23 protein-coding genes and 3 tRNA genes are annotated in these 25931 nt (G+C 70.6%); 11 read left to right on the top strand and 15 right to left on the bottom strand.

Translation table 11 applies throughout. From position 1 onward, the window contains the following. The first annotated feature begins 58 nt into the window (after window positions 1-58). From BGO15_RS05315 to BGO15_RS05300, 4 genes are all read left to right on the top strand, one after another. Window positions 59-715, top strand: coding sequence for a pentapeptide repeat-containing protein (locus BGO15_RS05315; RefSeq protein ID WP_056519368.1), 657 nt, complete (start codon window positions 59-61; stop codon window positions 713-715). Between the two features lie 91 nt (window positions 716-806). Then, window positions 807-2813: a primary-amine oxidase gene (locus tag BGO15_RS05310; RefSeq protein ID WP_056207661.1), complete on the top strand. Its 2007-nt coding sequence runs from the start codon at window positions 807-809 to the stop codon at window positions 2811-2813. A gap of 53 nt (window positions 2814-2866) precedes the next feature. Then, complete coding sequence (locus BGO15_RS05305; protein WP_056207664.1) at window positions 2867-3484, top strand: TetR/AcrR family transcriptional regulator; 618 nt, start codon at window positions 2867-2869, stop codon at window positions 3482-3484. A gap of 176 nt (window positions 3485-3660) precedes the next feature. Further along, on the top strand, window positions 3661-4617 hold the full coding sequence (locus BGO15_RS05300) for an AraC-like ligand-binding domain-containing protein (RefSeq protein WP_235557437.1): 957 nt from the start codon (window positions 3661-3663) through the stop codon (window positions 4615-4617). A gap of 68 nt (window positions 4618-4685) precedes the next feature. Here BGO15_RS05300 and BGO15_RS05295 read toward each other — a convergent pair whose 3' ends face one another. The 5 genes from BGO15_RS05295 to BGO15_RS05275 all read right to left on the bottom strand — a co-directional run bounded on the left by BGO15_RS05295 (window position 4686) and on the right by BGO15_RS05275 (window position 11485). Beyond that, the gene (locus BGO15_RS05295) at window positions 4686-6203 is read right to left on the bottom strand and encodes an APC family permease (protein WP_056519365.1); all 1518 of its coding nucleotides are present in this window, start codon (window positions 6201-6203) and stop codon (window positions 4686-4688) included. Between the two features lie 187 nt (window positions 6204-6390). Then, window positions 6391-7686 carry an aspartate aminotransferase family protein gene (locus BGO15_RS05290; protein WP_056519362.1) on the bottom strand — a complete coding sequence of 432 codons (1296 nt, stop codon included), beginning with the start codon at window positions 7684-7686 and terminating at the stop codon, window positions 6391-6393. Further along, window positions 7683-8753: a phosphotransferase enzyme family protein gene (locus tag BGO15_RS05285; RefSeq protein WP_056207669.1), complete on the bottom strand. Its 1071-nt coding sequence runs from the start codon at window positions 8751-8753 to the stop codon at window positions 7683-7685. Before BGO15_RS05285 ends, BGO15_RS05290 begins: the two co-directional genes overlap by 4 nt. Then, complete coding sequence (locus BGO15_RS05280) at window positions 8753-10177, bottom strand: aldehyde dehydrogenase family protein (protein WP_056519360.1); 1425 nt, start codon at window positions 10175-10177, stop codon at window positions 8753-8755. The genes BGO15_RS05285 and BGO15_RS05280 overlap by 1 nt, the downstream gene beginning before the upstream one ends. Before the next feature lie 99 nt (window positions 10178-10276). Continuing rightward, window positions 10277-11485 (bottom strand): glycosyltransferase family 87 protein, encoded by a 1209-nt coding sequence (locus tag BGO15_RS05275; protein WP_162237856.1) that lies wholly within the window; start codon window positions 11483-11485, stop codon window positions 10277-10279. Between the two features lie 111 nt (window positions 11486-11596). On the opposite strand from BGO15_RS05275, the gene BGO15_RS05270 reads away from it, so the two are divergent. The 3 genes from BGO15_RS05270 (at window position 11597) to BGO15_RS05260 (ending at window position 15222) form a co-directional block, all read left to right on the top strand. After that, the gene (locus BGO15_RS05270; RefSeq protein WP_056207678.1) at window positions 11597-12271 is read left to right on the top strand and encodes a response regulator transcription factor; all 675 of its coding nucleotides are present in this window, start codon (window positions 11597-11599) and stop codon (window positions 12269-12271) included. Further along, window positions 12261-13673: a sensor histidine kinase gene (locus BGO15_RS05265; RefSeq protein WP_056519357.1), complete on the top strand. Its 1413-nt coding sequence runs from the start codon at window positions 12261-12263 to the stop codon at window positions 13671-13673. The genes BGO15_RS05270 and BGO15_RS05265 overlap by 11 nt, the downstream gene beginning before the upstream one ends. Window positions 13674-13971: 298 nt before the next feature. Continuing rightward, window positions 13972-15222 carry a calcium:cation antiporter family protein gene (locus tag BGO15_RS05260; RefSeq protein WP_056207683.1) on the top strand — a complete coding sequence of 417 codons (1251 nt, stop codon included), beginning with the start codon at window positions 13972-13974 and terminating at the stop codon, window positions 15220-15222. Window positions 15223-15237: 15 nt separating this feature from the next. On the opposite strand, the gene BGO15_RS05255 is transcribed toward BGO15_RS05260, so the two are convergent. Continuing rightward, window positions 15238-15843, bottom strand: coding sequence for a dihydrofolate reductase family protein (locus BGO15_RS05255; RefSeq protein WP_056519354.1), 606 nt, complete (start codon window positions 15841-15843; stop codon window positions 15238-15240). A gap of 74 nt (window positions 15844-15917) precedes the next feature. Here BGO15_RS05255 and BGO15_RS05250 point away from each other — a divergent pair, with 74 nt between their 5' ends. Then, complete coding sequence (locus tag BGO15_RS05250) at window positions 15918-16193, top strand: hypothetical protein (protein ID WP_056207686.1); 276 nt, start codon at window positions 15918-15920, stop codon at window positions 16191-16193. A 62-nt stretch (window positions 16194-16255) separates the two neighbouring features. On the opposite strand, the gene BGO15_RS05245 is transcribed toward BGO15_RS05250, so the two are convergent. The 4 genes from BGO15_RS05245 to BGO15_RS05230 form a co-directional block, all read right to left on the bottom strand. Next, window positions 16256-16329, bottom strand: a tRNA-Met gene (locus tag BGO15_RS05245). Between the two features lie 24 nt (window positions 16330-16353). Further along, window positions 16354-16425, bottom strand: a tRNA-Thr gene (locus tag BGO15_RS05240). Window positions 16426-16506: 81 nt separating this feature from the next. After that, a complete protein-coding gene (locus BGO15_RS05235) occupies window positions 16507-17844 on the bottom strand; it encodes a M23 family metallopeptidase (protein WP_056207689.1) in 1338 nt (445 codons plus the stop codon). Between the two features lie 232 nt (window positions 17845-18076). Further along, window positions 18077-18877 (bottom strand): inositol monophosphatase family protein, encoded by an 801-nt coding sequence (locus tag BGO15_RS05230; protein ID WP_056519350.1) that lies wholly within the window; start codon window positions 18875-18877, stop codon window positions 18077-18079. 75 nt (window positions 18878-18952) lie between these two features. Here BGO15_RS05230 and BGO15_RS05225 point away from each other — a divergent pair, with 75 nt between their 5' ends. Further along, on the top strand, window positions 18953-20518 hold the full coding sequence (locus tag BGO15_RS05225) for a phytoene desaturase family protein (RefSeq protein ID WP_056519347.1): 1566 nt from the start codon (window positions 18953-18955) through the stop codon (window positions 20516-20518). Window positions 20519-20625: 107 nt separating this feature from the next. Here the strand turns inward: BGO15_RS05225 and BGO15_RS05220 are convergent, their stop codons facing one another. The 5 genes from BGO15_RS05220 to BGO15_RS05200 form a co-directional block, all read right to left on the bottom strand. Next, on the bottom strand, window positions 20626-21576 hold the full coding sequence (locus BGO15_RS05220) for a hypothetical protein (protein ID WP_056519344.1): 951 nt from the start codon (window positions 21574-21576) through the stop codon (window positions 20626-20628). Window positions 21577-21696: 120 nt separating this feature from the next. Beyond that, complete coding sequence (locus BGO15_RS05215; RefSeq protein WP_056207692.1) at window positions 21697-22278, bottom strand: YdeI/OmpD-associated family protein; 582 nt, start codon at window positions 22276-22278, stop codon at window positions 21697-21699. 107 nt (window positions 22279-22385) lie between these two features. Then, a tRNA-Tyr gene (locus BGO15_RS05210) sits at window positions 22386-22467 on the bottom strand. Window positions 22468-22562: 95 nt separating this feature from the next. Continuing rightward, window positions 22563-23483, bottom strand: coding sequence for a PfkB family carbohydrate kinase (locus BGO15_RS05205; protein WP_056207694.1), 921 nt, complete (start codon window positions 23481-23483; stop codon window positions 22563-22565). Between the two features lie 69 nt (window positions 23484-23552). Then, on the bottom strand, window positions 23553-24032 hold the full coding sequence (locus BGO15_RS05200) for an FBP domain-containing protein (protein ID WP_045247769.1): 480 nt from the start codon (window positions 24030-24032) through the stop codon (window positions 23553-23555). 72 nt (window positions 24033-24104) lie between these two features. Here BGO15_RS05200 and BGO15_RS05195 point away from each other — a divergent pair, with 72 nt between their 5' ends. Both BGO15_RS05195 and BGO15_RS05190 read left to right on the top strand, forming a co-directional pair. Beyond that, complete coding sequence (locus BGO15_RS05195) at window positions 24105-24593, top strand: YajQ family cyclic di-GMP-binding protein (protein ID WP_045247768.1); 489 nt, start codon at window positions 24105-24107, stop codon at window positions 24591-24593. A 407-nt stretch (window positions 24594-25000) separates the two neighbouring features. Next, window positions 25001-25931 (top strand): FAD:protein FMN transferase (locus BGO15_RS05190; RefSeq protein ID WP_286747469.1); only part of this gene is annotated, 931 nt, incomplete at its 3' end.

The following is a 25931-nucleotide window of genomic DNA, read 5'->3' as shown; positions in this document are numbered from 1 at the left end:
CGGGGGGTTGCGGCAAGCGGGTGCGATGCCCGCAGGGGGCGCGTCTAGGCTGACCCCCATGGCCCGGCGCGACACCCCCGCTCCCCCACGCGACAGCGCGCCGGACGTTCCCGACGACCTCGACGAGGCCGGCGGACTCTCCCCACGCGATGACCTCCTCGCGGCCCGGATCACCGGGCTCGCCGACGATGTGCTCGCCGCGCACGCCCGACTCGTCGAGTCGCGGGTGGAGGCGGCATCCGTGGCGCTCTTCGACGCGACCGGCACGACGTTCACCGATGTCGTCGTCGACGACCTGCGCGCCGTCGAGCTGCGGCTGCGCGACGCCCGGTGGCGCAACGTCGCCCTCACGGGCGGACGCATCGGCACCCTCGACGGCCTGCGCGCCGCCTGGGACGGCGTGACGCTGCGCGGCATCCGCGTGGGCTACCTCTCGCTGCCGTCCGCCGAACTCGCCGACGTGCGATTCGTCGACTGCGAGATCGGCACGCTCGACCTCCCCGACGCGACCCTCACCCGCGTGACCTTCGACTCCTGCCGCGTCGACGAGGTCGACACCCGCGGCCTGACGGGCACCGACCTCGACCTGCGCGGACTCGATGCGCTCGCGTTCACCGACCCGCGGGCCCTGCGCGGGTCGACCCTCTCGACCCGTCAGGTCGAGCAGCACGCCGCCGCCTTCGCCGCGGCGCACGGCGTGCACATCGCCGACTGACGCGACGCCCGGCGTCACGTGTCGTGCGCTCCCGGGCAAGCGGCGACGCACCGCCCGATCGACACTGGACATGATCGACCGAGGAGTCCGCATGTCGCACGCATCCGCCCCGCACACCCACGCCCCGCACGAGCACGCTCCTCGTGCGCACCAGCCCCACACCGCAACCCACCCGCGCGACCCGCTCTCGGCCGATGAGATCGCCGCCGCCCGCGCGGTTCTCGTGGAGGCGGGTCTGCTCGGGAGCAGCGTGCGCGTGCCGATGCTGCTGCCCGACGAGCCCAGCGCCGACGACCTGAGCCGATTCGTCTCCGACGGCACCCTCGACCGGCGCGTCGATGTGACCCTGCTCGATACGGCGACCGGCGCCGTCACCGAGGCGATCGTGTCGATCACCCGCGGCACCGTCGACGCCGTCACCCCGATCGACACGGCGTCGCACCCCTACGGTCAGCCCCAATACCTGTTCGAGGACTACGAGCGCGCCGAGCAGATCGTGAAGGCGTCCGCCGAGTGGCGGGCCGCCATGACCCGGCGCGGTCTCGCCGAGCACATCGACCTCGCGTTCTGCTCGCCGCTCGCGCCGGGTTTCGTCGGGCGCGAGAACGAGGTCGGGCGCCGCGTCATCCGCTCGCTCACGTTCCTGCGCCACTCTCCGGACGACAACGCGTGGGCCCACCCCGTCGAGGGTCTGATCGTGCACGTCGACCTCGTGACCGGGGCAGTCATCGACATCGAGGATGTGGGCGACATCCCCGTGCCCGCAGGTGACGGTCGGTACACGCCCGATGTCGTCGGACCTGCGCGCACCTCTCTCAAGCCGATCGAGATCACCCAGCCCGAAGGCCCGAGCTTCACCGTCGACGGATCGGCGGTCGACTGGGAGAAGTGGCGGCTGCGCGTCGACTTCAACGCCCGCGAGGGCCTGGTCCTGCACGACATCTCGTTCGACGGACGCTCGGTGCTGCGCCGCGCGAGCGTGCCCGAGATGGTCGTCCCGTACGGCGACACCGTCAACACGAAGTTCTGGATCAGCTACTTCGACGCCGGCGAGTACCTTCTCGGCAAGAACGCGAACGCGCTCGAGCTCGGCTGCGACTGCCTGGGCGTGATCCACTACTTCGACGGCGTCGTGGCAGACGATCACGGCCACCCGGTGCGCATCCCACAGGCGATCTGCATGCACGAGGAGGACTACGGCATCCTCTGGAAGCACACCGAACCGGGACCCATCGGCTCGCAGGTGCGCCGTTCGCGGCGCCTCGTCGTCTCGTACTTCGCGACCATCGGCAACTACGACTACGGCTTCTTCTGGTACTTCTACCTCGACGGCTCGATCCAGGTCGAGGCGAAGGCCACCGGCATCGTCTTCGTCGGCGCAGGAATCCCCGGCACCGCGAACCCGCACGCGCCCGAGATCGCGCCGGGCGTGTTCGCCCCGGTGCACCAGCACCTGTTCTGCGCGCGCCTCGAGCCGGCGATCGACGGTGCACGGAACCGGCTCGTCGAGATCGACGCGGCCCGCGTGCCCATGGGCCCCGACAACCCGTTCGGCAATGCGTTCACCTGGACCGAGACACCCCTGCTCACCGAGCAGAGCGCGCAGCGCGAGGCCGACACATCCGTCGCGCGCGTGTGGGAGGTGCGCAGCACCAGCCGGACAAACTATGTCGGCCGGCCCACCGCCTACCATCTGCTGCCCGAGCCGACGGCCTTGCTGCTCGCGGACCCCGCCTCGTCGGTCGCGGCCCGCGCCGCGTTCGCCACGAAGCACCTCTGGGGCACGGCCTACGACCGCGACGAACGTTGGCCCGCAGGCCGGTACCCGAACGCCCACGCGGGCGGCGCAGGGCTCCCCGCCTACACGGCCGACGACCGCTCGATCGACGACGCCGAGCTGGTGCTCTGGCACACGTTCGGCCTCACCCACGTGCCCCGCCCCGAGGACTGGCCGATCATGCCGGTCGACTACGCGGGGTTCTGGTTCAAGCCGTACGGGTTCTCCGATGTGAATCCGGCACTGGATGTCCCTGAGGCACCGCGCTCCCACGGCGGTGGCGCGTGCTGCACCGGCGGGGCATGCACCTGCGCACACTGACCCGTGGCGCGGCCTAGGGTGAGAGGACGCACACGCCACGACGGGGGGATCCGGTGCCGAAACGGGTCGACCACGACGCGCGCCGAGCGGAGATCATCCAGGCGACCTGGCGGCTCATCGCGGAGCGCGGCATCGAGGCGACAACGATGCGTGAACTCGCCCGCGAGATGGGCCTCGCAAACGGCAGCGTGACCCACTACTTCCCCGACAAGAAGGCGATCCTCGTCGGTGCGTTCCGGCATGTGTTCGCCGCCACCAATCGGCGGTTCGAGGCGGCCGCGGCCGCCGCGCCGTCGCGCGGACTCGCGCGGCTGCGTCTGTTCCTGCTCGAGACGCTGCCGCTCGACGACGAGCGTCGACTCGAGGCGCGCATCGTCATCCCCTTCCTCGAATACGCGGCCGTGGATGACGGGCTGTCGGTGGAGTTCCAAGACATGATGCGCGAGTGGCGCGGACTCTTCCGCGGCATGCTGATCGAGGCCCAGGCTGACGGCGAGCTCGCCGACGATGCCGATCCGGACGCCCTCGCCGACGTGCTCATCAGCGCGATCACCGGGCTCCAGTCGGTCGCGATCCTCGTTCCCGAGACCGGCGCGGCCGAGCGACTTCTCGCGATGGCCGACGCGCTGCTGGGCCTCGCCGCCCCGCGCTCGGCGACGACCGCGCACTGAGCTCTCGCCATCCGTCGCGCGGCCGGGCGCGGCATCCGTCGTTTCCAGGACTCCGCATGCCCGGCACCCCTCCCGATTCCGGACATCACGTTGTAACATCGAGGAAATCATGGTTCTACAAGCGTCGGATAAAAATGACGCAGAGACCCTGGCCGAGGGATACAAGGAGGTCTCCCGTGGCGAACGACGCCCCCCGCCCGACCGTCGAGGTGATCGACGCCCCTGACCTGAACACGTTCCGTGTCGCCGTCAGCGACTCGTTCGTGCCGCTGCGGGTCACGAGCCGCGACGACCGCGCGTTCCACGGCACCATCCGCTCGGCGTCGGCCGATGCGGTGCATGTGACCGACATCCGCGCCGGCGCGCACGTCGTGGAGCGCACCCCCGAGCTCATCGCCCGCTCTCCCCTCGCCGCCTTCAAGGTGAGCCTGATGGTCGAGGGCACGGGCCTGCTCATCCAGGAAGGGCGCGAGGAGCTGCTGCGCCCCGGCGACTTCGCGATCTACGACACCAGTCGCCCGTACACGCTCGCGTTCGACGGAGAGTTCCGCACGATCGTCACGATGTTCGGTCACGATGCCCTCGCACTGCCGGGATACGCCCTGACTGAGCTGCGCGCCCTGCGCATCGGCGGCGACCAGGGGATCGGCCCCTTCGTCGCACCTTTCCTCACACAGCTCGGCACCCACCTCGACGAGTACGCCGGCTCATGCGGCGCCCGGCTCGCCCACAGCGCCCTCGATCTCCTCTCGACCGCCTGCACCCGCGCACTCGGCCTCGACCGCGGCATCGATCCGCACCGGGTCCTGTTCGGGCGTATCAACGACTACATCGACGAACACTTGCAGGCCGGCGACCTCGGGCCCGCTCGGATCGCCGCCGCGCACTACATCTCGACCCGCCACCTGCACGGCCTGTTCCAGGATTCGGGCAGCACGGTCTCGGCGGTCATCCGCGCCCGACGGCTCGAACGCTGCCGCCGCGACCTGCGCGACCCGCTGTCGAGCGACATCGCCGTCGCCGCGATCGGAGCCCGATGGGGCTTTGCGGATGCCGCACACTTCAGCCGCACGTTCAAGGCGGCCTTCGGCACGGCCCCGAGCGACTACCGCCACGGCGCCCTCGCGGCCTGAGCGCACGACGAGAGGGGCGGATGACGCGTCCGTCACCCGCCCTCTCAGGTCCGATCCAGCCCGGCAGATCAGACCCCGACCGTCTCCTCACCGAGGTGCACGGCCGCCGGCGCGTCGGCACCGTGCCCGATGCGCCGGTAGACGTCGGGACGTGCGCGACGCAACCACAGCGCCCAGAACACCGCGAGCACGGCAGGCACGAGCAGCACCGCCGGCAGGAGGAACGTCGTCGGGGTCGACTCGGTCTGGCCGAGCAGCACGTCCCAGTTCATGAGGATGAGCACCCAGACGTAGCCGAGCGCCACGAACGAGAGAACAGGTGCGACCACGCGGCTCCACAGTCCCGCGTCACGACGGTCGCGGCGGAAGAAGCCGATGACGGCGAGGGAGACCAGAGCCATCAGGAGCACGAGGCCGAAGGCACCGAGGTTCGTGAGCCACGTGAACAGCGTGATCACCGGGTACGGGCCGTTATTCGGGTCCCAGCCGCTCTCCCCGAAGACGAAGCCGAGGATGACGAGCACCGCAACGACGGTCTGGGTGACGGAGCCGACCCAGGGAGCGCCGCTGTGGCGGCGCACCCGGCCGACCGCAGATGGCAGAACTCCCTCGCGGCCCAGCGAGAAGGCGTAGCGGGCGACGGCATTGTGGAAGCTCACGAGTGATGCGAACAGGCTCGTGATGAACAGCACCGACATCAGATCGACCCACAGGGTACCCAGGTGCGCGGCGACGAAGTTGAAGAAGAGGGGCGGGCCGGCCTCGTCGGCGGTGATCCCGTTCGGATCGAGGATCTTGCCCGGGCCGACCGCGAGCGCCAGCGCCCACGACGAGAGGGCATAGAAGATGCCGATCACGGCGACAGCGAGGAAGGTGGCGCGCGGGATCGTGCGCTTGGGGTCCTTCGACTCCTCGCCGTAGATCGCGGCCGACTCGAAGCCCATGAAGGCGGCGATGCCGAACGCGAGCACGGCGCCGACGCCCGGGACGAACAGCGTCGAGGGGGTGATCGGGCTCGCGGTGACGGTTCCCTCCGCCGGGTTGAAGAACGCCGCGACGTCGAAGACGATCACGACGACGAACTCGAGGGCCACGAGCACTCCGAGGATCTTCGCCGACAGGTCGACCCGGTTCACTCCCATCAGCGCGACGATCGCGATGCAGACAAGCACCCACACCCACCACGGGCTTGCCCAGCCCGTCTTGGCCTCGATGAGGGTGGAGACCTGGAATCCGAACATGCCGTAGACGCCGATCTGCATGGCGTTGTACGAGATGAGCGCCAGGATCGAGGACCCGACGCCGGCCGGGCGACCGAGGCCCTGGGCGATGTACGAGTAGAACGCCCCGGCGTCGGTGACGTAGCGGCTCATGGCCGCGTAGCCGACCGCGAACACGGCGAGGAACACGGCGAGCACGATGTAGCCGAACGGGATGCCGACGACGTGGGTGACCGAGAAGGCGCTCGTGGATCCGCCGGCGATCACGGTGAGCGGCGCCGAGGCGGCCACGATCATGAAGGCGACGGCGGGCACGCCGAGTCGGCGGTGCGCGGCGGTGCGCCCAGGGGGTGGGGTGGCGGACATGTGACTCCTTAGTGGGGGACGGTATCGCCGAGACGATCACTCCGTCGAGGGGATGCCGCGGCTCGCGGCGGGGGTGTGGACGTGTGGTCCCAGAGGTGGAGCATGGGGTGCGCTCATCCTCCGGCGGCCCGGAAGCGAGCGGTTGACGATTTCGGCACCGCGGTTGACGATCGCCGCAGAGTCCCGGTCAGTAGGCGAGCACCTCGTCGAGGGCACCCGACAGCGCGGTGACGAGCGGCTCGACGTGGGTGTCGTCGAAGGCGAGAGGCGGGCGGATCTTCAGCACCGAGTCGGCACGGCCGATACGGCTGAGCAGCACGCCGCGGGCCTTCACGCCCTCGACGATGCGGCGGGTGGTCGTCGGGTCTGCGAGCGCGGCTCGGTCGGCGGCATCCCGATCGAAGACGTCGAACCCGAAGAAGAGCCCGCGGCCTTTGACGGGTCCGAGCCGCGGGTGCGCGGCCAGGAGGGGGGTGAGGATGTCGCGGATCGCGCCACCGAGCCGATCGCTGCGCTCGCGCAGGCCTTCGTCGGCGATCACGTCGAGCACGGCGGCGCCGGCGGCGGCCGAGACCGGGTTTCCGCCGAACGTGTTGAAGTACATGTTGCGGGAGCCGAACTCCTCCTGCAGCGCCGCCGAGGTGACGACACCGCCGAGCGGGTGCCCATTGCCCATGGGCTTTCCCATGGTGACGAGGTCGGGATCGATGCCGAGGTTCTGGAACCCCCAGAATGCGCTGCCGGTGCGTCCGAAGCCGGCTTGCACCTCGTCGGCGATCACGAGCCCGCCTGCCCGTCGGACGCGGCCGACGAGCGCGGTCGCGAAGCCGGCCGGCACGCGCGCGAGCCCCTCGGTCGAGAAGACCGACTCGAGGATGACGGCCGCCACCCCGTGGCCTGCGGCCGTCAGCTCGTCGATCGCACGGTCGAGGTCGGCGAGGGCGTCGGCGAGCACATCCGCCTCGGCCCGCCCGGCAGCGCTCGGGGCGTCGAGGTCGGGCACGGCGAAGCCGCGCACGTCGGGGGCGAGCCCTTCTCGGGCGACGAGTCCGGTGGTGATGCCCGCGAGAAGGGTCGTGTGGCCGTGGTAGCTGAAGTCCGAGACGAGGATCCCGCGGGCCCCCGTGTGCTGCCGGGCGATACGGAAAGCGAGGTCGTTCGACTCCGAGCCGCTGTTCGTGAAGAACACTCGGTCGAGACCCTCGGGGTAGGTGGCGAGCAGACGTTCGGCATAGTCGACGACGCGGGCGTGGAGGTACCGGGTGTGGATGTTGAGAGTCGACGCCTGCGCGTGGATCGCGGCGACGACACGAGGGTGCGCGTGGCCGACGTGGGGGACGTTGTTGTAGGTGTCGAGATAGCGAGTGCCGTCCGCGGCCGTCACCCACACGCCCGATCCCGAGATCAGCTCGATCGGCTCGTCGTAGAAGAGGGGCGAGTGGCGGCCGAGCGTGGCGTTGCGGCGGTCACGCAGCGAGGTCATCGGGGGTTCTCCGTCGGGGTGAGGGGGGTCCAGGGCAGGGGGGATGCGGTGACGTAGGCGTGCGCGGCGCGCACGACCCAGGGCGCGACGTGCCCGGAGATGAAGGCCTCCGCCTCGTTGCCGGGTCGCGCGGCGCTCCAGCCGAGGTAGGTCATGCCGCGGGCGAGCAGCAATGCGTCCCAGGAGGCGAGTTCAGGTGCGGTGAGCGATCGCCGGGCGCGGTAGCCGTGGAAGAGCGCATCACGCAGCGCCGGATAGTCCGATCGCGGCGTCGCGAAGAACATCGCGGTGGCGAGATCGAACAGGTACCAGCTCTCGCCGAAGTCGTCGAAGTCGATGAGGGTCAACTCGCCCGACGGCGAGATGAGCACGTTCTCCGGCGTCATGTCGGCGTGCACGATGCCGGCGTGGTCGCGGTCGACGGGGAGTGCGGCCAGGTCGCGTCGCAGGTGCACGCGAGCCTGATCGAGCACGCGGCGGTCGGCGGCATCCAGTGTTCTCAGTCCGCTCGGGTCCCCCCAGAGGGGTTCGGGCCCGGTGAGTGCGTCGGCGTCCCACGCGCGACGGTCGAAGCCGGCGGGCGTGCCGCGCTCCGCGACCGTGTGGCAGCGGGCGGCGAGGTCGCCGAGCGTCTCGAACCGCAGGTCGGGATGCAGCGGCTCCCCCGCGAAAAGGTCGCCGACATCGCCGAGCGGGCCGGCGCCGTCGATCCATCGCTGCACGGAGGTGTTTCGCTGGTGGGATCCGACGCGTATCGGCGCCCAGAGACGCCCGTCGCGGTCGGGCACCACCTCGGGGACGCGCACGCCGGCCCGCTCGAGCGTGCGCACCCAGCCGAGCTCGGAGGCGAGCTCTGCGTCGCTGTGATAGCCGACGCGGTGGAAACGCAGGGCGAGGGCGCCGAGGCGCGCGGAATCGACCCGGTAGACGACGTTCTCGCGGTGCTTGATGAACGTGACCGGCGCGGACGCCTCGATACCCCACGCCTCGAGCGCGGCGGAAACGAGCCCGCCCATCGGATCGCCGCCGGCCGACGGCGGCGGCGAGGTCTCGATCACCGTCGCCATCAGCCGTTGATCACCTGCGGGCGCGCGACGGCCTTCAGACCCTCCGCGCCGAACTCGAGCCCGTAGCCCGACGACTTCACGCCGCCGAAGGGGATGCGGGGATCGACGCCTCCGTGCGAGTTGATCCACACGGTGCCTGCCTCCACGTGCGCGGCGACCGCGCGCGCCTCGTCGCGGTCGCCCCACACCGAGGCGCCGAGGCCCACGTCGAGTCCGTTCGCGCGGGAGATCGCATCGTCGACGTCGTAGTAGCGGATGATCGGCAGCACCGGACCGAACTGCTCCTCGTCGACGATCGCGACACCGTCGGTGACGTCTGCGATGAGAGTGATCGGGTAGAACAGCTCACCCAAGTGCACGGCCGGCGTGCCGCCGGTGACGAGACGTCCCCCGTGTGCGACGGCGTCGTCGACCAGACGCGCGACGATCGCGAACTGCGCCGCGTTCTGGAGCGGACCGAGCACGTTCGCCTCCTCGAGCCCGTGCCCCATGGGCGTCGCCTCGGCGACCTTCGCAAGCTCGGCGACGACCTCGTCGTAGACCGAGTCGTGCACGTACAGGCGCTTGAGCGCGGCGCACGTCTGGCCGGTGTTGATGAACGCACCCCAGAAGATGTCCGGCGCGATGGCCGCGGCATCCGCCCCCGGCAGCACGATGCCCGCATCATTGCCGCCGAGCTCGAGCGTGAGACGGGCGAGGTTGTGCGCGGATGCCTCGACGATGCGTCGGCCGGTGGCGGTCGAGCCCGTGAACATCACCTTGTCGATGTCGGGATGCGCGGCGAGCGCCGCACCGACTTCGCGGTCACCGGGCACCCCGATCAGGACGTCGGCCGGCAGCACGTCGTTGAGCACCGAGAGCAGGGCGAGCACGCTCAGCGGCGTGTACTCGCTGGGCTTCACCACCACGGTGTTGCCCATGCGCAGCGACCCGGCGATCTGCCAGACAGTGATCATGATCGGCCAGTTCCACGGGCCGATCGCGGCGACGACGCCGAGGGCCCGGTAGTGCAGCTCGGCGTGGGTCCGGCCGTCGTCGACGATCACCTGCGCCTCGAGCGGGGTGTCGGCGGCCGCACGCAGCCACGCGGCGGCGGCGCCGACCTCGAACCGCGCGTTGGGCCCGTTGAGCGGCTTTCCCTGCTCGCGCGACAGCAGCCGGGCGAGCGCCTCGGCATGAGCATCGACGGCATCGGCGGCGCGATGCAGCAGCTGGGCGCGCTCCTCGTGGCCGCGCGCCTCCCAGGCGGACTGTGCGGCGCGGGCGGCCGCGATCGCAGCGTTCAGGTCTGCGACGGTCAGCTCGGGGGTGCGGGCGATCGGGCGGCGCGTCGCGGCATCCACGATCTCGCGCCCCTCGCCGGGGGCGGCCTCGATACGGGTGATGAGCACGTTGTCGTCAACGGGGGTGACAGAAGCGGACACCGGCGTCTCCTTCTCTAGGCGGCGTGAGCCGAGGCGTCCCGCCATCGTGACGCGTCAGCGCCCTCGCTCTCTTGTCCGCGAGCGCGGCCCCCATGCCCGTCAGTGAAGAGCCGCGGGGACCGGGACAGACCCTGCCCCGCGCACCATCGGACGCACAGATCCTGCGCGGGCGAGCGCGATCACGAGAACGATGCTGGTCAACAGCAGGCACTCCCGCAGAGCAGCCGCCCACGGCCAGAACGGCCACAGTGCGGAGAGGAGAAACTCGCCGAGTCCTGGCCCTGCCGCGAGTACGGGCAAGCCGACGGCGAGCGCCACGACCCTCGTGCGCACCCCCGCACGGGAGAGCACGACGACGGCGGCGGGAAGGATGTATACCCAGTGATGGATCCAGCTGATCGGCGAGACCATCGGGGCGACGAGCCCGACGATGAGCACCGCCTCGATCGCCGCGCCGCGCCGATAGGCGCGAGCGGCGAGCATCAGTCCCCCCAGCGCGACCACAGCCGCGACGGCGCTGCCGACGACCGGAGCAGCGCCCGCGGCGGCGAGCACACCGGGCACGGAGTTGTTGCCGTAGCTGGCGAAGCCACCTCCCGTGAAGTCCACGCGACTCGAGAGCTGCCAGATGACCGAGGTCCAGAAGCGCGCACTCACCGCGGGCAGCAGGGCGAACGCGAGCGCCGTCGCCGAGAGGAAGCCGACGAGCGCCCATCCCGCACGTCGCCACTGCCGCGTGACGAGCAGATGCGCGATGAACAGGCCCGGGGTCAGTTTGATCGCGGCGGCGACGCCGACGAACAGACCGACCGGAACGCGGCCAGCGCCACGCGAGTCGGACCGGGTGAGGTCCCACAGCACCAGCGCCATGAGGGGCAGGTTGATCTGTCCGAAGGAGAGGTGCTGGGTGACCATCGTCGTGGATGCCGCGGCCACGACGAGCGACGTCATGACGACCGGACGCCCATGCCACCGTTCCGGGGCGAACCGCCAGACCGCCCACGCCACGACGGCCATGCTGGCGATGCTCCACAGCACGTAAGCGGTACGTGTGTCGAAGAGCACGGTGGGCACGAGACTCAGAACCGCGAACGGCGTGTAGGTGAAGGGCATGCCGCCTTCCGGCATCATCGGGCCCTGCAGGTTGCCCGCGTACGGGTCGCCGCCCGCGAGCATCAGCTGGGCACCATACCGGTAGACGAGGAAGTCCACGGGATTCACCTGGGTGATCCACGTGATCGTGATCCAGGTGCACGCCGCAGCCGCGAGGGCGACCGCGGCCATCGACAGACGTCGCGCAGTTCTCATGCACCGATCGTGGGGGCCGTGGTCTGAGCGACGCTGACTGCGCCTGACAGGGCCGTCAGCCTCGCGGGCGACGCCGGCCACGCAGCGATGGCACCCCCACATAATGGGGACATGCGGGTGCTGATCGCCGAGAACGAGGTCGACCTCGCCGCGGCGGTTCGCGCGGGACTGGTCGCCGAAGGGTTCTCCGTCGACGTCGTCCACGACGGGCTCGCCGCCTACCAGCGCATTGCGGAAGGCGAGTACGACGTGGTCATCCTCGACCTGATGATGCCGCACCTGTCGGGCTATCGCGTGATCGAGCGGGCACGCTCCCGCGGCATCGAGACGCCGATCCTCGTGCTCACCGCGAAGACGGGCGTGTACGACCAGACCGAGGCGCTCGACGCGGGCGCGGACGACTATGTGACGAAGCCGTTCCCGTTTGCGGTGCTCGTCGCGCGCGTGCGGGCGCTCGTGCGCCGCACGCCGGCCTCGACGACGGTGACGGTCGGCGAGCTCGAGCTCGACCGGCTGAGCCGAAGTGTCACGCGGGCGGGACGGGTGATCGATCTCACCTCGATCGAGTTCGCGGTGCTCGAGGCGCTCGTGCTCGCGGCGGGGCTCCCGGTGTCGAAGGCGGATCTTCTGCGCGAGGTCTGGGACGGCACCGGCACGGCGAATCAGATCGAGGCGCACGTCCACCGCCTGCGCACGAAAGTCGACGCCCCGTTCGAGCACCGCATGGTTCAGACGGTGCGGCACGTCGGCTACCGCCTGGTGCCGGAGGCGCCGCATGGCGCGTAGGCGACCGCGTGTCGGCTTCACCCGCATCCGCATCGTCTCGGCCGTGGTCGCCGTCACGGCTGCCGTGCTCATCCCGGTGGCTCTGGTCGGATACCGGGCCCTGACGAGCGCCCAGCAGCAGAGCGTCGACGCGACGGCGGTGACGCAGCTGCAGGGCATCACGGCGCTGCTGCGCACGTCTGCCCTCCCCGACGGCTACCTGGCCTTCCTCCCCTACCTGGTCAGCGACGAGAGCGGCCGGGTGATCGGCACCAGCGGCGACGTCGGCGCGGATGCCTCGACCGCCCTGATCGCCCAGGCGTGGCGCACGGACGCTCCGCTGTCGACATCGGACGCCACCTCCTACCGGCAGCTGTCGGTGACAGCCGGCGAGGTGCAGACCCGCGCGCTCGAGGCCTACGTCGAGGTGGGCGCCACCCAGGCCGCAGCCACCGGCGCGACACCCGGCACGGTCGTGCGCGTCGATGTGGTGCAGTCGGATGCCGGCTCCCGGCCGGTCCTCGACGAGGTGCGCGGTCAGCTCATCACAGGCGTCGCCCTCGCTCTCGTGATCATCGGCGCGGCGACGTGGCTGGCGGTCTCCCTCGCACTCCGTCCGGTCGAACGCATCCGCCGGGACGCGGCGCGGTTGACCGCGGCGAGCCGTGACGCGCGTCTCACGGTGCCGGGAACGCACGACGAGATCGCCGACCTCGCCCGCACGTTCAATGAGCTTCTCGCCCGACGCGGTGAACTCGACGCCGCGCAACGCCGGTTCCTCGACGATGCCGCGCACGAGCTTCGCACGCCGATCGCGAGCCTGCTGACGACCCTCGAGGTCGCGTCGGGCTATCCCGACGCGCTCGATCACGCGGGCGCCGTGCAGACCGCGCTGCTGCACACGAGACGCCTCCATCGGCTCGCCGCCGACCTCCTCGCCCTCGCCGCGATCGACTCGGGATCGCACCGGTTCACTTCCGTCGATCTGGCCGATGCCGCGATCTCGGCCATCGAGGCACTCGGGCATCGCGATGCCGACGGACCCACCATCGAGATCGAGATGGCCACGGGCCTCATCGTCGACGGGGACAGAGCCGCGCTCGAACGCCTGGTGACGAACCTCGTCGTGAATGCCGTGAGGTTCGCCGAGACATCCATTCGGGTGGTCGGCGGACGCGACGGTGCCGACCTCGTCGTCGACGTGTCGAACGACGGCGAGTCCATCTCCCCCGAGGATCGGGAGCGGATCTTCGGGCGATTCACCCGACTGGATGCTGCGCGCGACACCCCCGGCTCCGGTCTCGGCCTGGCGATCGCCCGCGACATCGCGACGGCGCACGGCGGCACGCTCGTGGTCCTCGACGCACCCCGAACGACGTTCCGGCTCAGACTTCCGGGAGCGCTGGGAGCGTCGAGCGCCTGACGACACGCGAGCGGATGCCGCGGCATCCGCTCGTCGCTTCGGGCGGCCGAAAGGTGTTCGGAAACCCGAAAGCGTGAGACTTCCGCTCTCAGCTTGCTCGCGCGGGGCGGCGCCCGTCAGGGTGGAGGGAGCGAAGGGGAGTAGTTCCTCGCGGCTGCGTCGACATACTGATCGGTTCACGGTGATCCGATCCGGCGGGCCACTCCGTCCGCGGAGCGAACGAGACCTTCGGCCATGTCCCTGGCCGGAGTGTCTGCGTCACCGCGCCCTCTCGGCCTGCCCGATGGAGGAGTCTTCGATGCCCCCCGCCCTCATCCGAAAGATCGCCCTGTGCCTGGCGATCGCCGCCCCCGCGATCGTGTTCCGCGCGACCGGATTCGCGCCCAGCCCGCTGCTCGACATGGTGGTCTTCGGCGCCGCGGTCGTCGCGTCGTCGTTCCTGCTGGCGTGGGCCGCGGAGTCCGCGCAGAAGGACATCTCCGGCGGGCTCGCGATCGCCATCCTCGCTCTGATCGCCGTGCTGCCCGAGTATGCCGTCGATCTCTACTGCGCCTACCGCTCGGGCTTCGACCCGGCGTACGAGCAGTATGCCGCGGCGAACATGACGGGCTCCAACCGCTTGCTGCTCGGGTTCGGCTGGCCTCTCGTCGTGATCGTCGCGATCGCGGTCGCGAACCGTTCACTCCCCCGGCGCGACCCGGCCCGACGCGCGTTCCTTCCGCTTCCGCGTGCGGCGCGTTTCGATGTCGGCTTCCTCGCCATCCTCGCGGTGATCGCCTTCGCCATCCCGCTGCTGGGTGCCATCCCCATCTGGTTCGGCGTCGTGCTCATCGCGGTGTTCGCCGTCTACCTGTGGCGATCGGGACGCATCCACTCGGAGGGCGAGGAGGAGTTCGTGGGCACCGCAGCGCTGATCGCGGACCTCCCGACCGGCCGGCGTCGAGCCGTCGTGATCTCACTGTTCGTGGTCGCCGCGGCGATCATCCTGGCGTGCGCGGAGCCGTTCGCGACGAGCCTCGTCGACACGGGTGTCTCGCTCGGATTCGACAGCTACTTCCTCGTGCAGTGGCTGGCGCCGCTGGCGTCGGAGGCACCCGAGTTCATCGTCGCCGTGATGTTCGCGCTGCGCGGCATGGGTGCCGCCGCCATCGCGACGCTCATCGCCTCGAAGATCAACCAGTGGAGCCTGCTGGTCGGGTCCCTCCCGATCGCGCACTACCTCGGTGGCGGCGGCAGTGAGCTCGGCCTCGATGCTCGCCAGGTCGAGGAGTTCGTGCTCACCGGCACGCAGACGGTAATGGGGGTGGCGATCATCATCGGCCTGCGGTTCCACCGCTGGTCGGCGATCGCGTTGGCGGCGATCTTCGCGGTGCAGTTCTTCGTCACCGACACGACCGGGCGCTACGTGCTCAGCGCCGTGCAGGTGCTCATCGCGGTCGGACTCCTCATCGCGCACCGTCGCGACATCGGCGCGACGCTGGCCGCCCCGTTCCGACGGTCGACGCACTTCGCCGCCGACGAGCGCGACGAGCTGGTCGCCGCGCGCTGAAGTCGTGTCGGGCGCTCAGCCGACGCGGCGGTAGCGGATGTGGGTCGCGAGCGGCGAGTGCAGCACCTCGACGGGTTCGAACCCGAAGGTCTCGCGACCCTCGAAGATGCGCTCCCCTGACCCCAGCAACACGGGTGCGATGTCGAGGGTGAGCTCGTCGATGACATCCGCCTCGAGAGCCTGACGAACAGTGGATGCCCCGCCGGCGATGTCGACGCCGAGGTCACCCGCCGTCTCGACCGCTCGGGCATAGGCGGCATCGAACCCGTCGGTGACGAAGTGGAAGACGGTGCCGCCCTCCATCACGATCGACTCGTGCGGGTGGTGGGTGAGCACGAAGACGGGTGCGTGGTAGGGCGGTTCGGCGCCCCACCATCCGCTCCACTCGTCGGCCCAGGCACCGCGCGACGGGGCGTACATGTTGCGACCCATCACGTAGGCACCCCTCGGGCGCATGAGCCAGCCCGCGGCGACCGCGTCGGCCTCGTTCGCCCGGGGGTCGCCGATGTGCCACCGGTGCAGCTCGATGCCCCGCTCCCCCAGTCCCGCATCGATCGACTGGTTCGGACCGGCGATGAACCCGTCAAGCGAGATCGAGACGTGACACGTGGTGTCGGACATCGGCGGGGTCCTCTCGGGGGGCGGGACGTGCTGCCGACACGCTACCTCGTCGGCGGCGTCGGTGGATGCAGGTCATGGTCTGGGTGACGTGCGGCGTGGTGGTGATCGGGCTGGCATCGCTGACGATTCCCATGGTGTCGGCCGTGATCGACACGGCCACGCGCACGTCGGGTGCCGCAGCGTCGTCCGGGAAATCTCCGCACGCCGTCACACCGTCCGACGCGCAGTCAGACCCGCGGCGGTCGGCACCGACGACGGCCGCTTCCACTCCCGGAAGCGGCGGCACGTCGTATCACATCGATCCGGATGACGTTCTGCTGCTCGACCCTCGGTCGTCGACGTCCCCCTGAGCGTTCGGCGAGGTCCCGCCCGTGAACGACGAAACCCCCGGCGAACCGGGGGTTTTCTTCTGTAGCAGGAGCGGGGCTCGAACCCGCGACCTCACGATTATGAGTCGTGCGCTCTCACCAACTGAGCTACCCTGCCGCAACGCATGTCAGACATGCTGCGAGCCCCGAGTCAGGATTGAACTGACGACCCCTTCCTTACCATGGAAGTGCTCTGCCACTGAGCTATCGGGGCGTGCCGCCCTTTCGGGCAACCACACGAGGATATCAGAGCCGCGGCCGGTCACCGAACCGGATCCTCCCCGCGGATGACGGGTCATCCGCCCGCGTGCGAACGCAACCAGGGCAGCGGATCGATGGGAGTCGTGCCGTTCTGCAGCACCTCGAAGTGGAGGTGCGCACCGAACGAGTACCCGGTGTCGCCGACCTGGCCGATGATCTCGCCGACCTTCACGTGGTCACCGGCCTTGACCCGCAGCGAGCCGTACGCCATGTGCGCGTAGCGCGTCGCGACGGGCTGCCCGTCGATCACGTGATCGATGATGATCATCACGCCGTATCCGCCGCCGCTCTCGGTGGCGACGCGTACGACGCCGTCGGCGACGGCCTGGATCTTCGCTCCGGCGCCCGGGGTGAAGTCGAGACCCTCGTGGAACTCACCCGTGCGCCAGCCGAAGCCGTAGCTGATCGAGACGCCGACGGCGAACGGCCACTGGATGGGCGAGTTCGGGTTGTTGGTGAAGAAGTTCGAGAAGTGGGAGATGCCGAGCGAGGCCGCCATGTCGGCCTTCGAGCCCGTGGTGTAGTCGCTGCGGTCGAGCGAGGATGTCTGCACCTCGCTGGGTACGGCGAATGCCTGAATCGCACTCTCACCGCCACCGGTGCTGTTCGATGCGGCGAGCGAGACCGCGTTGGTGACAGATGCGGTGCCGGATGCCGCGGCCACCGCCTGGGACGGAAGCGTCATGCCGACCGCGACGAGGCCGACGATGCCCATCGCGCCGACCGAGAACGAGGTGGTGGCGACCCGGCGGAACACGCTCTTGCGCGGCATGGCCGACGACGGAGCAGATGCCGGTGCGTTCTTCGCGCCGCGGCCTCGGTGCGCGCGGCCGGTCGGAGCCTCGTCGGCGATGACCTGCTCGGGAGCCGACTCGGCCACAGAGATGATGGGGGTGGGGCCGCTCTCAGCGAATCGGCGCAGAGCCTCAGCGAAGGCGTCGACATCGTCGGCCTCACGCGACGGCGCCGATGCGTCCGCATCTGCTGCGGGGGCATCGGCGCGGGGAGCGGACTCTGCGGCGGTGTGCGCGTGAGCGACCGGTGACGTCGGCAACGCCAACGGAAGCTCGCGCTGCGGGCTCGCGACGATCTCGACGACCGTCGCAGCGGCGGGAGCCTGCTCGGCGGCCTCGGGCTCGACGGCGACGAGTTCGACCACCTCGGCGCCGACGACCTCGCTCAGCGCCGGCAGTTCGAGCTCACGGCCGCGCGCAGCGCGGCGGGTGAGGGGAGCGACCACCGGCGCCGCCGCACGAACGGAGCGGCGGGTGAGCGGAGCGACGACAAGAGCGTCAGCGATGGCGACCGCATCGACGATGGATGCCGCGGGCTCGACGGTCGACGAAGTGACGGGCTCCTGAATCTCGGTCACCGACGGCGCCGGCGTCGCAGCGCTCGCGGAATCGCGGCGGGAACGACGGGTCGGCAGGCTGTCGGATGCGGGTGTCTCAGAAGTCAAAGCACAAAAGTCTCACGTCTTGTCGCGCCAGCGACGGTCTTGCGTTCGGGTGGTGTTCGTGACTCGGCGGGTACCGGAAGATAACGAACTCATAAACAGTAACCCGATCGCCTGAGGATTGCCAGGGCATGTCGCGGCACGAAACCTAGCCGTTACGCAGGGCCTCGGCGAGCTTCTCAAACAGGGGAGCCGGGGCCGCGATCGAGAGTGGTCGGGCCGCGGCATCCGGACCGCCCTCGCGCCAGAACACGCCACCCGCCTCTTCGACCAGCAGGGCTCCGGCGGCGACGTCCCACGGCTTGAGTCCGCGCTCGTAGTAGCCGTCGAGCCGGCCGGCCGCGACAGCGGCGAGATCGAGGGATGCCGCGCCCATACGCCGCAGGTCGCGCGCGAGGGGCAGCACCGCGCCCACGGCGGCGAGATCGCCGGCGTGGGTGGCGGGGTCGTAGCCGAAGCCGGTTCCGAGCAGGGCACCGGCGGGGCCGATCTCGGGAGATACGTGCAGGCGGTGATCGCCGAGCCAGGCACCTTCGCCGCGCGCGGCCCGGTAGAGCTCTCCGAGCGCCGGGGCGTAGACGACGCCCGCGAGCGATTCCCAGGCGGTCGGGTCGCTGCTGCCGGTCACGATGCCGATGCTGACGGCGTAGATCGGGAGTCCGTACGCGTAGTTGACCGTGCCGTCGATGGGGTCGACCACCCAGACGATGCCGGTGCGGGAATCGGCGCCGCCGGACTCCTCGCCGAGGAAGCCGTCATCGGGGCGGGCGGCGGCGATGCGATCGCGGATCAGCGCCTCGACCTCGCGGTCGGCCTCGGTCACGATGTCGGCGAGCGCGGACTTCGTCGCCGCGATCGTCACACCCTCGGCCCGTCGGCGGGCGGCGAGCTCTCCCGCCTCCCGGGCGATCTCGACGGCGAGCGACTGCAGTTCGAGCGGGAGGGTCATACCGCCACGCTATCGCCCGGGCCGCGGCATCCGGCCCGTCGGTGACGCCGCAGGGCGGACCGCTAGCGTGAGGCCATGACCCCCACGCACGATGTCGTGATCATCGGCGGCGGCCACAATGCCCTCGTCGCGGCCGCCTACCTCGGCCGGGCTGGACGCTCGGTCGTCATCCTCGAGCGGCTCGCTCATCTCGGCGGCGCCGCCGTCTCAGAGCGCCCGTGGGCGGGCGTGGATGCCTCACTCTCGCGCTACTCGTACCTGGTGAGCCTGCTCCCCCGCCGCATCGTCGACGACCTGGGCCTGCGCGTCGAGCTGCGACGCCGGCGCTACTCGTCCTACACACCAGACCCGGCTGACCCGTCACGGGGCGTGCTGGTCGACACGCAGGATGCCGCGGCCACCGCCCGCTCGATGACCGCCACGACGGGCGACCCGGAGGAGGCCTCCCGCTATCGCGACCTGCTCACCAGGCTCGCGCCGCTCGCGACGGCGGTGTTCCCGACGATGACCGAGCCGCTGCCGACGGCGGCGACGGTGCGCGCGCGGCTCGGCGACGACGAACTGTGGGAACAGGTGACCGAGCGACCTCTCGGCGAGCTCGTGCGCGCGAGTCTCCTGACCGATCTGATGCGCGGGGTCGCTCTCACCGACGGGCTCATCGGCACGTCGTCATGGTCGGACGACCCCTCTCTCGCCCAGAACCGGTGCTTCCTCTATCACGTGATCGGTGGCGGCACCGGCGACTGGGACGTGCCCGTCGGCGGCATGGGACGGGTCAGCGCAGAGATGGAGCGGGCAGCCCGCGAGGCGGGTGCCGAGGTGCGCACGCGCGCGGAGGTGACGAGCGTGTCACCCGACGGCGAGGTGCGCTGCGCCGATGGGCGGGTGGTGCGCGGGAGGCTCGTGCTGTCGGGCGTGGGGGCCGCCGTTCTCGCCGATCTGGTGACGGCCGGTGGGGGCGAGGCATCCGCTGTCTCTCGTCCGGCCGGCGCGCAGGTGAAGGTCAACATGCTGCTGCGTCGACTGCCGCGGCTGCGCGACACATCCGTGGCCCCCGAGGCGGCGTTCGCGGGAACCTTCCACGTGAACGAGCGGATGAGCGATCTGGATGCCGCGTACGCCACGGCGCGCGCCGGTCGCGTGCCCGATCCGCTGCCGGCGGAGATCTACTGTCATTCGCTGACGGACCCGTCGATCCTCGGACCCGAGCTGCGCAGCGCCGGCGCCCAGACCCTGACACTGTTCGGGCTGCAGGTGCCGCACGCGTTGGTGACCGGACGCGACGCCGCGGGCGCGCGCGACGAGGTGCAGTCCGCGGCGATCCGGTCGCTGAACGCGGTGCTTGACGAACCGATCGAGGACTGCCTGTGGATCGCGCCCGACGGGTCGCCGTGCATCGAGGCGCGCACGACCGACGATCTCGAACGCTCACTCGGCATGGTCGGCGGTGACATCTTCCACGGCCCGTTGTCGTGGCCGTGGCTCGATGACGCCCCCGATGCCGCACCCGCCCGCTGGGGCGTCGCGTCAGGCGTCGACGGGGTGCTGCTGTGCGGATCGAGCGCGGTGCGAGGTGGCGCGGTCAGCGGAATCGGCGGTCACAACGCGGCGAGGGCGGCGCGGGAGCTGCTCGAGGCCTGAACCCCAGGTTCAGTCGCGGGCCGCCGTTCCATCGGGTCGCGCGGCCCGTCGCCGAGTCAGGTCACGCGGGGAGGGCGCGATCTGACCGTGGGTGTGCGACCCGGCGGTCACTCCGTGGGCGTCTGCGGCGGCAGCGGAGGGCGCGGCGGAAGCGTCGGGTCACCGGTCGGCGCAGCGACGGGAGCCGCGGGCGCCGGTGCGGCAGCGGGGGCCGTGCCCGGAGCGGGATAGCTGGGCCGGCCCGTGTAGTACGCGTTCCAGTCCGGCGTGCCGTTCGGCAGCGGAGGCAGCGGCGTGACCCGGTCGGCGTAGGTCGGCCATCCGGGCGGGGGCCCCGCGACCAGGGGCTTGGGAGTCCGCGGCGCGAACAGCACGGTCACGAGCGGCACGAGGGCGGTGCCGACGGCGGCGAGGATGGCGACGGCGACCGTGAGGCGCCAGTAGATGTCGTGGAAGCGCAGGAACTCCTGCAGCACGAGCGGGATCACCAGCAGCACGGCGAGGATGCCGACCAAGGCGATGGTCGCGAGAGACGTGACCGTGGTGAACGACGTGCGGAACCGCAGCCATGCCTTCACGTAGAGGCGCACGTGCAGCACGGCGAGCTGGAGGATCAGCACCACGAGAAAGAACGAGAAGGTGCGCTGCGCGCCGAGAAGCGGGTCGACACCGTCATACGACGGGACGAGCGGGTTGGAGCCGCTGCCGTAAGGATCGTCGTAGCCGCTTTGCGCGGAGCCTGCCGGCATCCAGATGAAGATCGCGCCGATGAGCAGCGTCACGACCCACACCGTCATGCTGACCAGCACGAACCACACCGGACGCCGCGATGACAGCCGCGCCTCGAGGATCGAGACCCCGGCGAATGCGGCGAGCAGGAAGATCGTGAGGAACGCCCGCCCGATGAGGCCGTTCTGGTTGCCCACGAGCACCCAGACGACGCTCACGATTGCTGCGGCGATGAGTGCGCCGATGGCGACCCAGATCGATGCACGCACCAGTGGGGACGAGGTCGACCCGTTCGCGGCGGGCGGGGTGGCGGGCGTCGGCTGCGTCATGAGAGGGATCCGTTCTGCGGGTCGGTCGCGCTGCCCCCATCGTGGCATGCGGCGTCCCCGCGGCCCAGGACGATGACGTCCCGCTGTGGATGACCGCCAGCGGGAAGCGTGCGGGGAGGGCTACTGGGGGTGCGGACGCTCACCGCGCGCGAACTGCGCGACCAGCCGGTCGAGTCGCGCGGCGCGGGTCTCGGCCGTGGTGGCGGTCATGAGGCGGTGCAGCACTGCGTAGCGGTTGTTCGCGTTCGCCGTGGCGAAGGTCTCGACGGCGGTCGGGCCGGCCGCGGCGAGCGCGGCGACGAGGTCGTCGGGCACCTCCGCGGTCGCCGCCCCGGAGTATGCGCGATCCCAGCGACCGTCGGACTGTGCCGCATCGATCTCGATCTGGCCACGCGCGCGCATGCGCGCATCGGCGATGAGTCGTTCGACGATCTCGACGTTGCGGGCCGACCACATCGATCGCTTGCGGCGCGGGGTGAAGCGCTGCAGGAAGGTGGCCTCGTCGTTCGAGCGCTTCTGCCCGTCGATCCAGCCGCTGCACAGCGCCTCTTCGAGCGCCTCCTGGTAGACGAGGGAGGTCGGCTCGGTCACGCCCTTCTTGGCGAGCGCCAACCACACCCCGTCGGACTCGTCATCGTGAGCGATCAGCCATTCCCGCCACGCGGCGACGTCGACGACGACGAACACCTCGATGTCGGTCATTGATCGAATCCGGATGCCGCGGTCACGCGCCCGAGCATACGGGCGGGGCGGGACATCCGCCCGGAAAAACGAGGAACGGGCCTCGACATGCGAGGCCCGTTCTGGGGTGGCAGGTGAGGGATTCGAACCCCCGAAGGCTGAGCCGGCTGAGTTACAATCAGATCCCTTTGGCCGCTTGGGTAACCTGCCATGGCGCACCCGCCCGGCTTTTTCAGTCGACCGGAGGCGCGATCTCCGATCTTACCCGGGATGCGGTCCGTGTCGAAATCGGCCCGGGTGCGCGCTCAGGTGCCGATGCGGTCGAGGTCGATGCCGCCCAGCGACTCGGGGAGCCGCAGCAGGGCGCCCTCGACGCGGCAGGTCGCGGCCGCGACATCCATCGCCCGGTGCAGCACCGCGCGCCACGCGTCGCCGCTCTCCGGACGCCCCTCGATGACGGATGCCGCGACCGACGCGAGCACCGCATCGCCGGCTCCCATCGTGTCGACGATGCGTCCCGGCAGGGCCGAGACGGGCAGCGACACATCGGCGTCCCCGGCGACGATGCGCGCGCCCGCAGAACCGCGGGTCGCGAGCACCGCCCCGACGCCGAGGCCGACGAGTCGGTCGGTGAGCGCATCGAGGGAGATGCCGTAGAGCAGCTCGGCGTCGTCGTCGCCCACCTTGACGAGGGTCGCCCCCGCGGCCGCGCGCTCGAACCCGCGCACGAACTCGTCGCGGTCGTGCAGCATGCCGGCGCGAGGATTCGGATCGATGGCGACGACGGATGCCGCGGCCACCGCGTCGATCAGCTCGTCGGTCTGGGCGCGGTCGTCGAACGGCACGCAGCTGATCGCGACGAGCGGCGCGGCGGCGATGGCCGCACGCTCGGCGGCGCCGTAGACGACTCGCCGCTGTTGGGCGGCCGTGTTGAAGACGTAGGTCGGCTCGCCGCCGGCGCTGCGCGTGCTGACCGCGCGCGAGGTGCCGTGCGGTGACGCGGAGGCGATCAGCTCGACCCCGTAGTCGGCGAGGAACCCGCGGATGCGCTCCCCCGGCTCGTCGTCGCCGACCATCGCGATGAGGCTCGTCGGCACGCCGAGACGCGACAGTCCGACGGCGACGTTCAGGGCCGCACCGCCGACGAACTCGCGCACCCCGCTGTCGTCGCGCAGTTCGTCGATGAGCGCGTCGCCGATCACGACGACCCGGGATTCAGCGGCCATGGATGCTCCTTCGCAGTCGTGCCCACTCTGTCAGCGCGGAGCGCAGGGCGCCACCGCGCGCGGGGCGTGTCAGACGCGCTCGGCGACGCGGGCGACGAACGACTCCGCCCGCTCCTTCGTGCCGTCGATGCGCACGTCGACGCTCGCCCGGATCTCGCCCGGCGCCAGCGGCGCCGCCAGCCGCACGTTCTCGTGGCAGCTGAGATCGGCGCAGATGTAGGTGCCGACGCTCGACCCCGAGGCATCCGGAAGTCGCGCCGAGAAGAGCGTCACCTGGTTGCCCGGCTGCATCGTGTGGCAGAGGTTGCACAGGCCCACATGTCCGCGTGACGACGAGGATGCCGCGCGCAGCACGACCCCGTGCGGGGAGCCGTCGCGTTCGGCGACGAGGTAGCCGCGGTCTCGGTTCTCGGGGTCGCGCCAGGCGAGGAAGTCGAGGTGGTCCCAGTCGAGGATCGGGAAGTCGTGCGGCAGGGCCAGCAGACGCAGGTCGTCGGTCGAGGCGTTCACGAACGCGGCGCGCAGATCGTTCTCGGTGAGCGCGTGCATGCCGACCAGTCTACGAACCGGGCAGCGCCCCGGCTCGGGACGCCGCCACACGCCGCGGCTAGACTCGCGGGCATGGCAGACAGCTCCTTCGATATCGTCAGCAAAATCGATCGTCAGGAGGCCGACAACGCCCTCAACCAGGCGCACAAAGAGGTCGAGCAGCGCTACGACTTCAAGGGCACCGACGCGTCGATCGCGTGGAGCGGCGAGCAGATCCTCATCAAGGCGAACAGCGAGGAGCGCGCGAAGGCCGTGCTCGACGTGTTCCAGTCGAAGCTCATCAAGCGCGGCATCTCGCTGAAGTCGCTCGACTCCGGGGACCCCGTCGCCAGCGGCAAGGAGTACCGCATCACCTCGAGCCTCAAGGAAGGCATCTCGCAGGAGAACGCGAAGAAGATCGGCAAGATCATCCGCGACGAGGGCCCCAAGACCGTGAAGAGCCAGATCCAGGGCGACGAGCTGCGCGTGACCTCGAAGTCGCGCGACGACCTGCAGGAAGTGCAGCGCCTCCTCAAGGCCGCCGACCTCGACGTCGACCTGCAGTTCGTCAACTACCGGTGATCGCGCCGGACCTCGAGGACTCCGACCGGGCCACCGACGACCAGATACTCGCCGCATATCGCGAGATGGGATTCGAACCCTACGAAGCCAAGGCCTACCTCGCTGCTTTTCGCGGCCGAATGCCGCCGGGGCCGGGGGTGGACTAAGTCGCGGAGAGCGGGACCGCGCGGTGATCGACCCGGATGCCGCGGCATCCCGTCACAGCAATCGCATAGCGTTCTCTCCCCGCCCGCCCGGCGCAGACCTCGGGAGCGCATCAGTGCGACGCGCACGCTTCTTTCACAACGGAAGGAGCATCCGATGCGCAGAAGTGAGAAGGCGAAGCTGCGGGCGACCCTCGCGACCGCCGCGGTGATCTCAGCCGGAGCGGGCGTGCTGATCGCCGCCGCCCCCGCGGTCGCGACCGAGTGGAGCGGAACGAGCACGACCTCGACGTCGTCCTCGAGCACGGGCACCTCGAGCACGGGGACGTCGAGCACGGGCACATCCGGCTCGAGCACGTCGTCGTCGGGCACCACCAGTTCGGGCACCACCAGCTCGGGCACGACGTCGTCCGGTTCGAGCTCGAGCTCGAGCAGCGGATCGACCAGCTCGAACTCCGGCTCGGTCTCGAGCGGATCCGGCACCACCTCGCACGGCACGACGTCGGGCTCACGATGACCGCCGCGCACGAGTGGGCGCTGTGGTCGACCGACGCCCGCCTCGTGGTCACCCGCGACGACGCCCTCCCGATGGCGATCGAGGTCGCGCAGCGCGAGCTCGCGATCATCGCCGCCGCGGTCGACCGGTTCGACGCGACATCCGAACTCAACCGCATCTCCGACCGGCTGCCGGACGGAGTGCGTGTGAGCGCCACGCTCGCCGACTTCGTGCGCGCCGCCCTCGAGGCCGCCGAGCTCACCGGCGGACTCGTCGACCCCACCGTGCGCACCGCGATGGACGCCCTCGGCTACGACCGCGACATCCGCCTGATCCTCGACGACGACCGGCCCATCCGCGTCGTCGTGCGTCACACCCCCGGGTGGCGCCGCATCACGCTCGACGGCGACCTGCTAACAGTGCCCGCGCACCTCTCCCTCGACCTCGGCGCGACCGCGAAGGCGCTCGCCGCCGATCGCGTGGCAGCCGCAGTCGCCGTCGCGTGCGACTGCGGCGTGCTGCTCTCCCTCGGCGGCGACATCGCCTGCGCCGGCCCCGAGCCGGTCGGCGGCTGGCAGGTGACGGTGCAGGATGCCGCGGGCGAGCCGATCGACCAGGTCACCCTGCGCGCGGGCGCGGGCATCGCGACATCCAGTGTTCTTCATCGCCGGTGGCAGCGGGCGGGGCGCGACATCCATC

The organism is Microbacterium sp. 71-23 (assembly GCF_001897265.1).
GTDB classification, from domain to species: Bacteria; Actinomycetota; Actinomycetes; order Actinomycetales; family Microbacteriaceae; genus Microbacterium; species Microbacterium ginsengisoli.
Note: the sequence above shows the minus strand (reverse complement) of the source record. Positions and strands in the feature narration are given on the sequence as shown.

What these genes read in the sequence shown, in the direction of transcription:
- BGO15_RS05195 (WP_045247768.1), top strand. Translation starts at nt 24,105, where the DNA reads ATGGCAGACAGCTCCTTCGATATCGTCAGCAAAATCGATCGTCAGGAG.
- BGO15_RS05260 (WP_056207683.1), top strand. Translation starts at nt 13,972, where the DNA reads ATGCCCCCCGCCCTCATCCGAAAGATCGCCCTGTGCCTGGCGATCGCC.
- BGO15_RS05225 (WP_056519347.1), top strand. Translation starts at nt 18,953, where the DNA reads ATGACCCCCACGCACGATGTCGTGATCATCGGCGGCGGCCACAATGCC.
- BGO15_RS05220 (WP_056519344.1), bottom strand. Translation starts at nt 21,576, where the DNA reads ATGACGCAGCCGACGCCCGCCACCCCGCCCGCCGCGAACGGGTCGACC.
- BGO15_RS05285 (WP_056207669.1), bottom strand. Translation starts at nt 8,753, where the DNA reads ATGGCGACGGTGATCGAGACCTCGCCGCCGCCGTCGGCCGGCGGCGAT.
- BGO15_RS05250 (WP_056207686.1), top strand. Translation starts at nt 15,918, where the DNA reads ATGGTCTGGGTGACGTGCGGCGTGGTGGTGATCGGGCTGGCATCGCTG.
- BGO15_RS05215 (WP_056207692.1), bottom strand. Translation starts at nt 22,278, where the DNA reads ATGACCGACATCGAGGTGTTCGTCGTCGTCGACGTCGCCGCGTGGCGG.
- BGO15_RS05265 (WP_056519357.1), top strand. Translation starts at nt 12,261, where the DNA reads ATGGCGCGTAGGCGACCGCGTGTCGGCTTCACCCGCATCCGCATCGTC.
- BGO15_RS05275 (WP_162237856.1), bottom strand. Translation starts at nt 11,485, where the DNA reads ATGAGAACTGCGCGACGTCTGTCGATGGCCGCGGTCGCCCTCGCGGCT.
- BGO15_RS05310 (WP_056207661.1), top strand. Translation starts at nt 807, where the DNA reads ATGTCGCACGCATCCGCCCCGCACACCCACGCCCCGCACGAGCACGCT.
- BGO15_RS05230 (WP_056519350.1), bottom strand. Translation starts at nt 18,877, where the DNA reads ATGACCCTCCCGCTCGAACTGCAGTCGCTCGCCGTCGAGATCGCCCGG.
- BGO15_RS05290 (WP_056519362.1), bottom strand. Translation starts at nt 7,686, where the DNA reads ATGACCTCGCTGCGTGACCGCCGCAACGCCACGCTCGGCCGCCACTCG.
- BGO15_RS05295 (WP_056519365.1), bottom strand. Translation starts at nt 6,203, where the DNA reads ATGTCCGCCACCCCACCCCCTGGGCGCACCGCCGCGCACCGCCGACTC.
- BGO15_RS05255 (WP_056519354.1), bottom strand. Translation starts at nt 15,843, where the DNA reads ATGTCCGACACCACGTGTCACGTCTCGATCTCGCTTGACGGGTTCATC.
- BGO15_RS05270 (WP_056207678.1), top strand. Translation starts at nt 11,597, where the DNA reads ATGCGGGTGCTGATCGCCGAGAACGAGGTCGACCTCGCCGCGGCGGTT.
- BGO15_RS05205 (WP_056207694.1), bottom strand. Translation starts at nt 23,483, where the DNA reads ATGGCCGCTGAATCCCGGGTCGTCGTGATCGGCGACGCGCTCATCGAC.
- BGO15_RS05200 (WP_045247769.1), bottom strand. Translation starts at nt 24,032, where the DNA reads ATGCACGCGCTCACCGAGAACGATCTGCGCGCCGCGTTCGTGAACGCC.
- BGO15_RS05315 (WP_056519368.1), top strand. Translation starts at nt 59, where the DNA reads ATGGCCCGGCGCGACACCCCCGCTCCCCCACGCGACAGCGCGCCGGAC.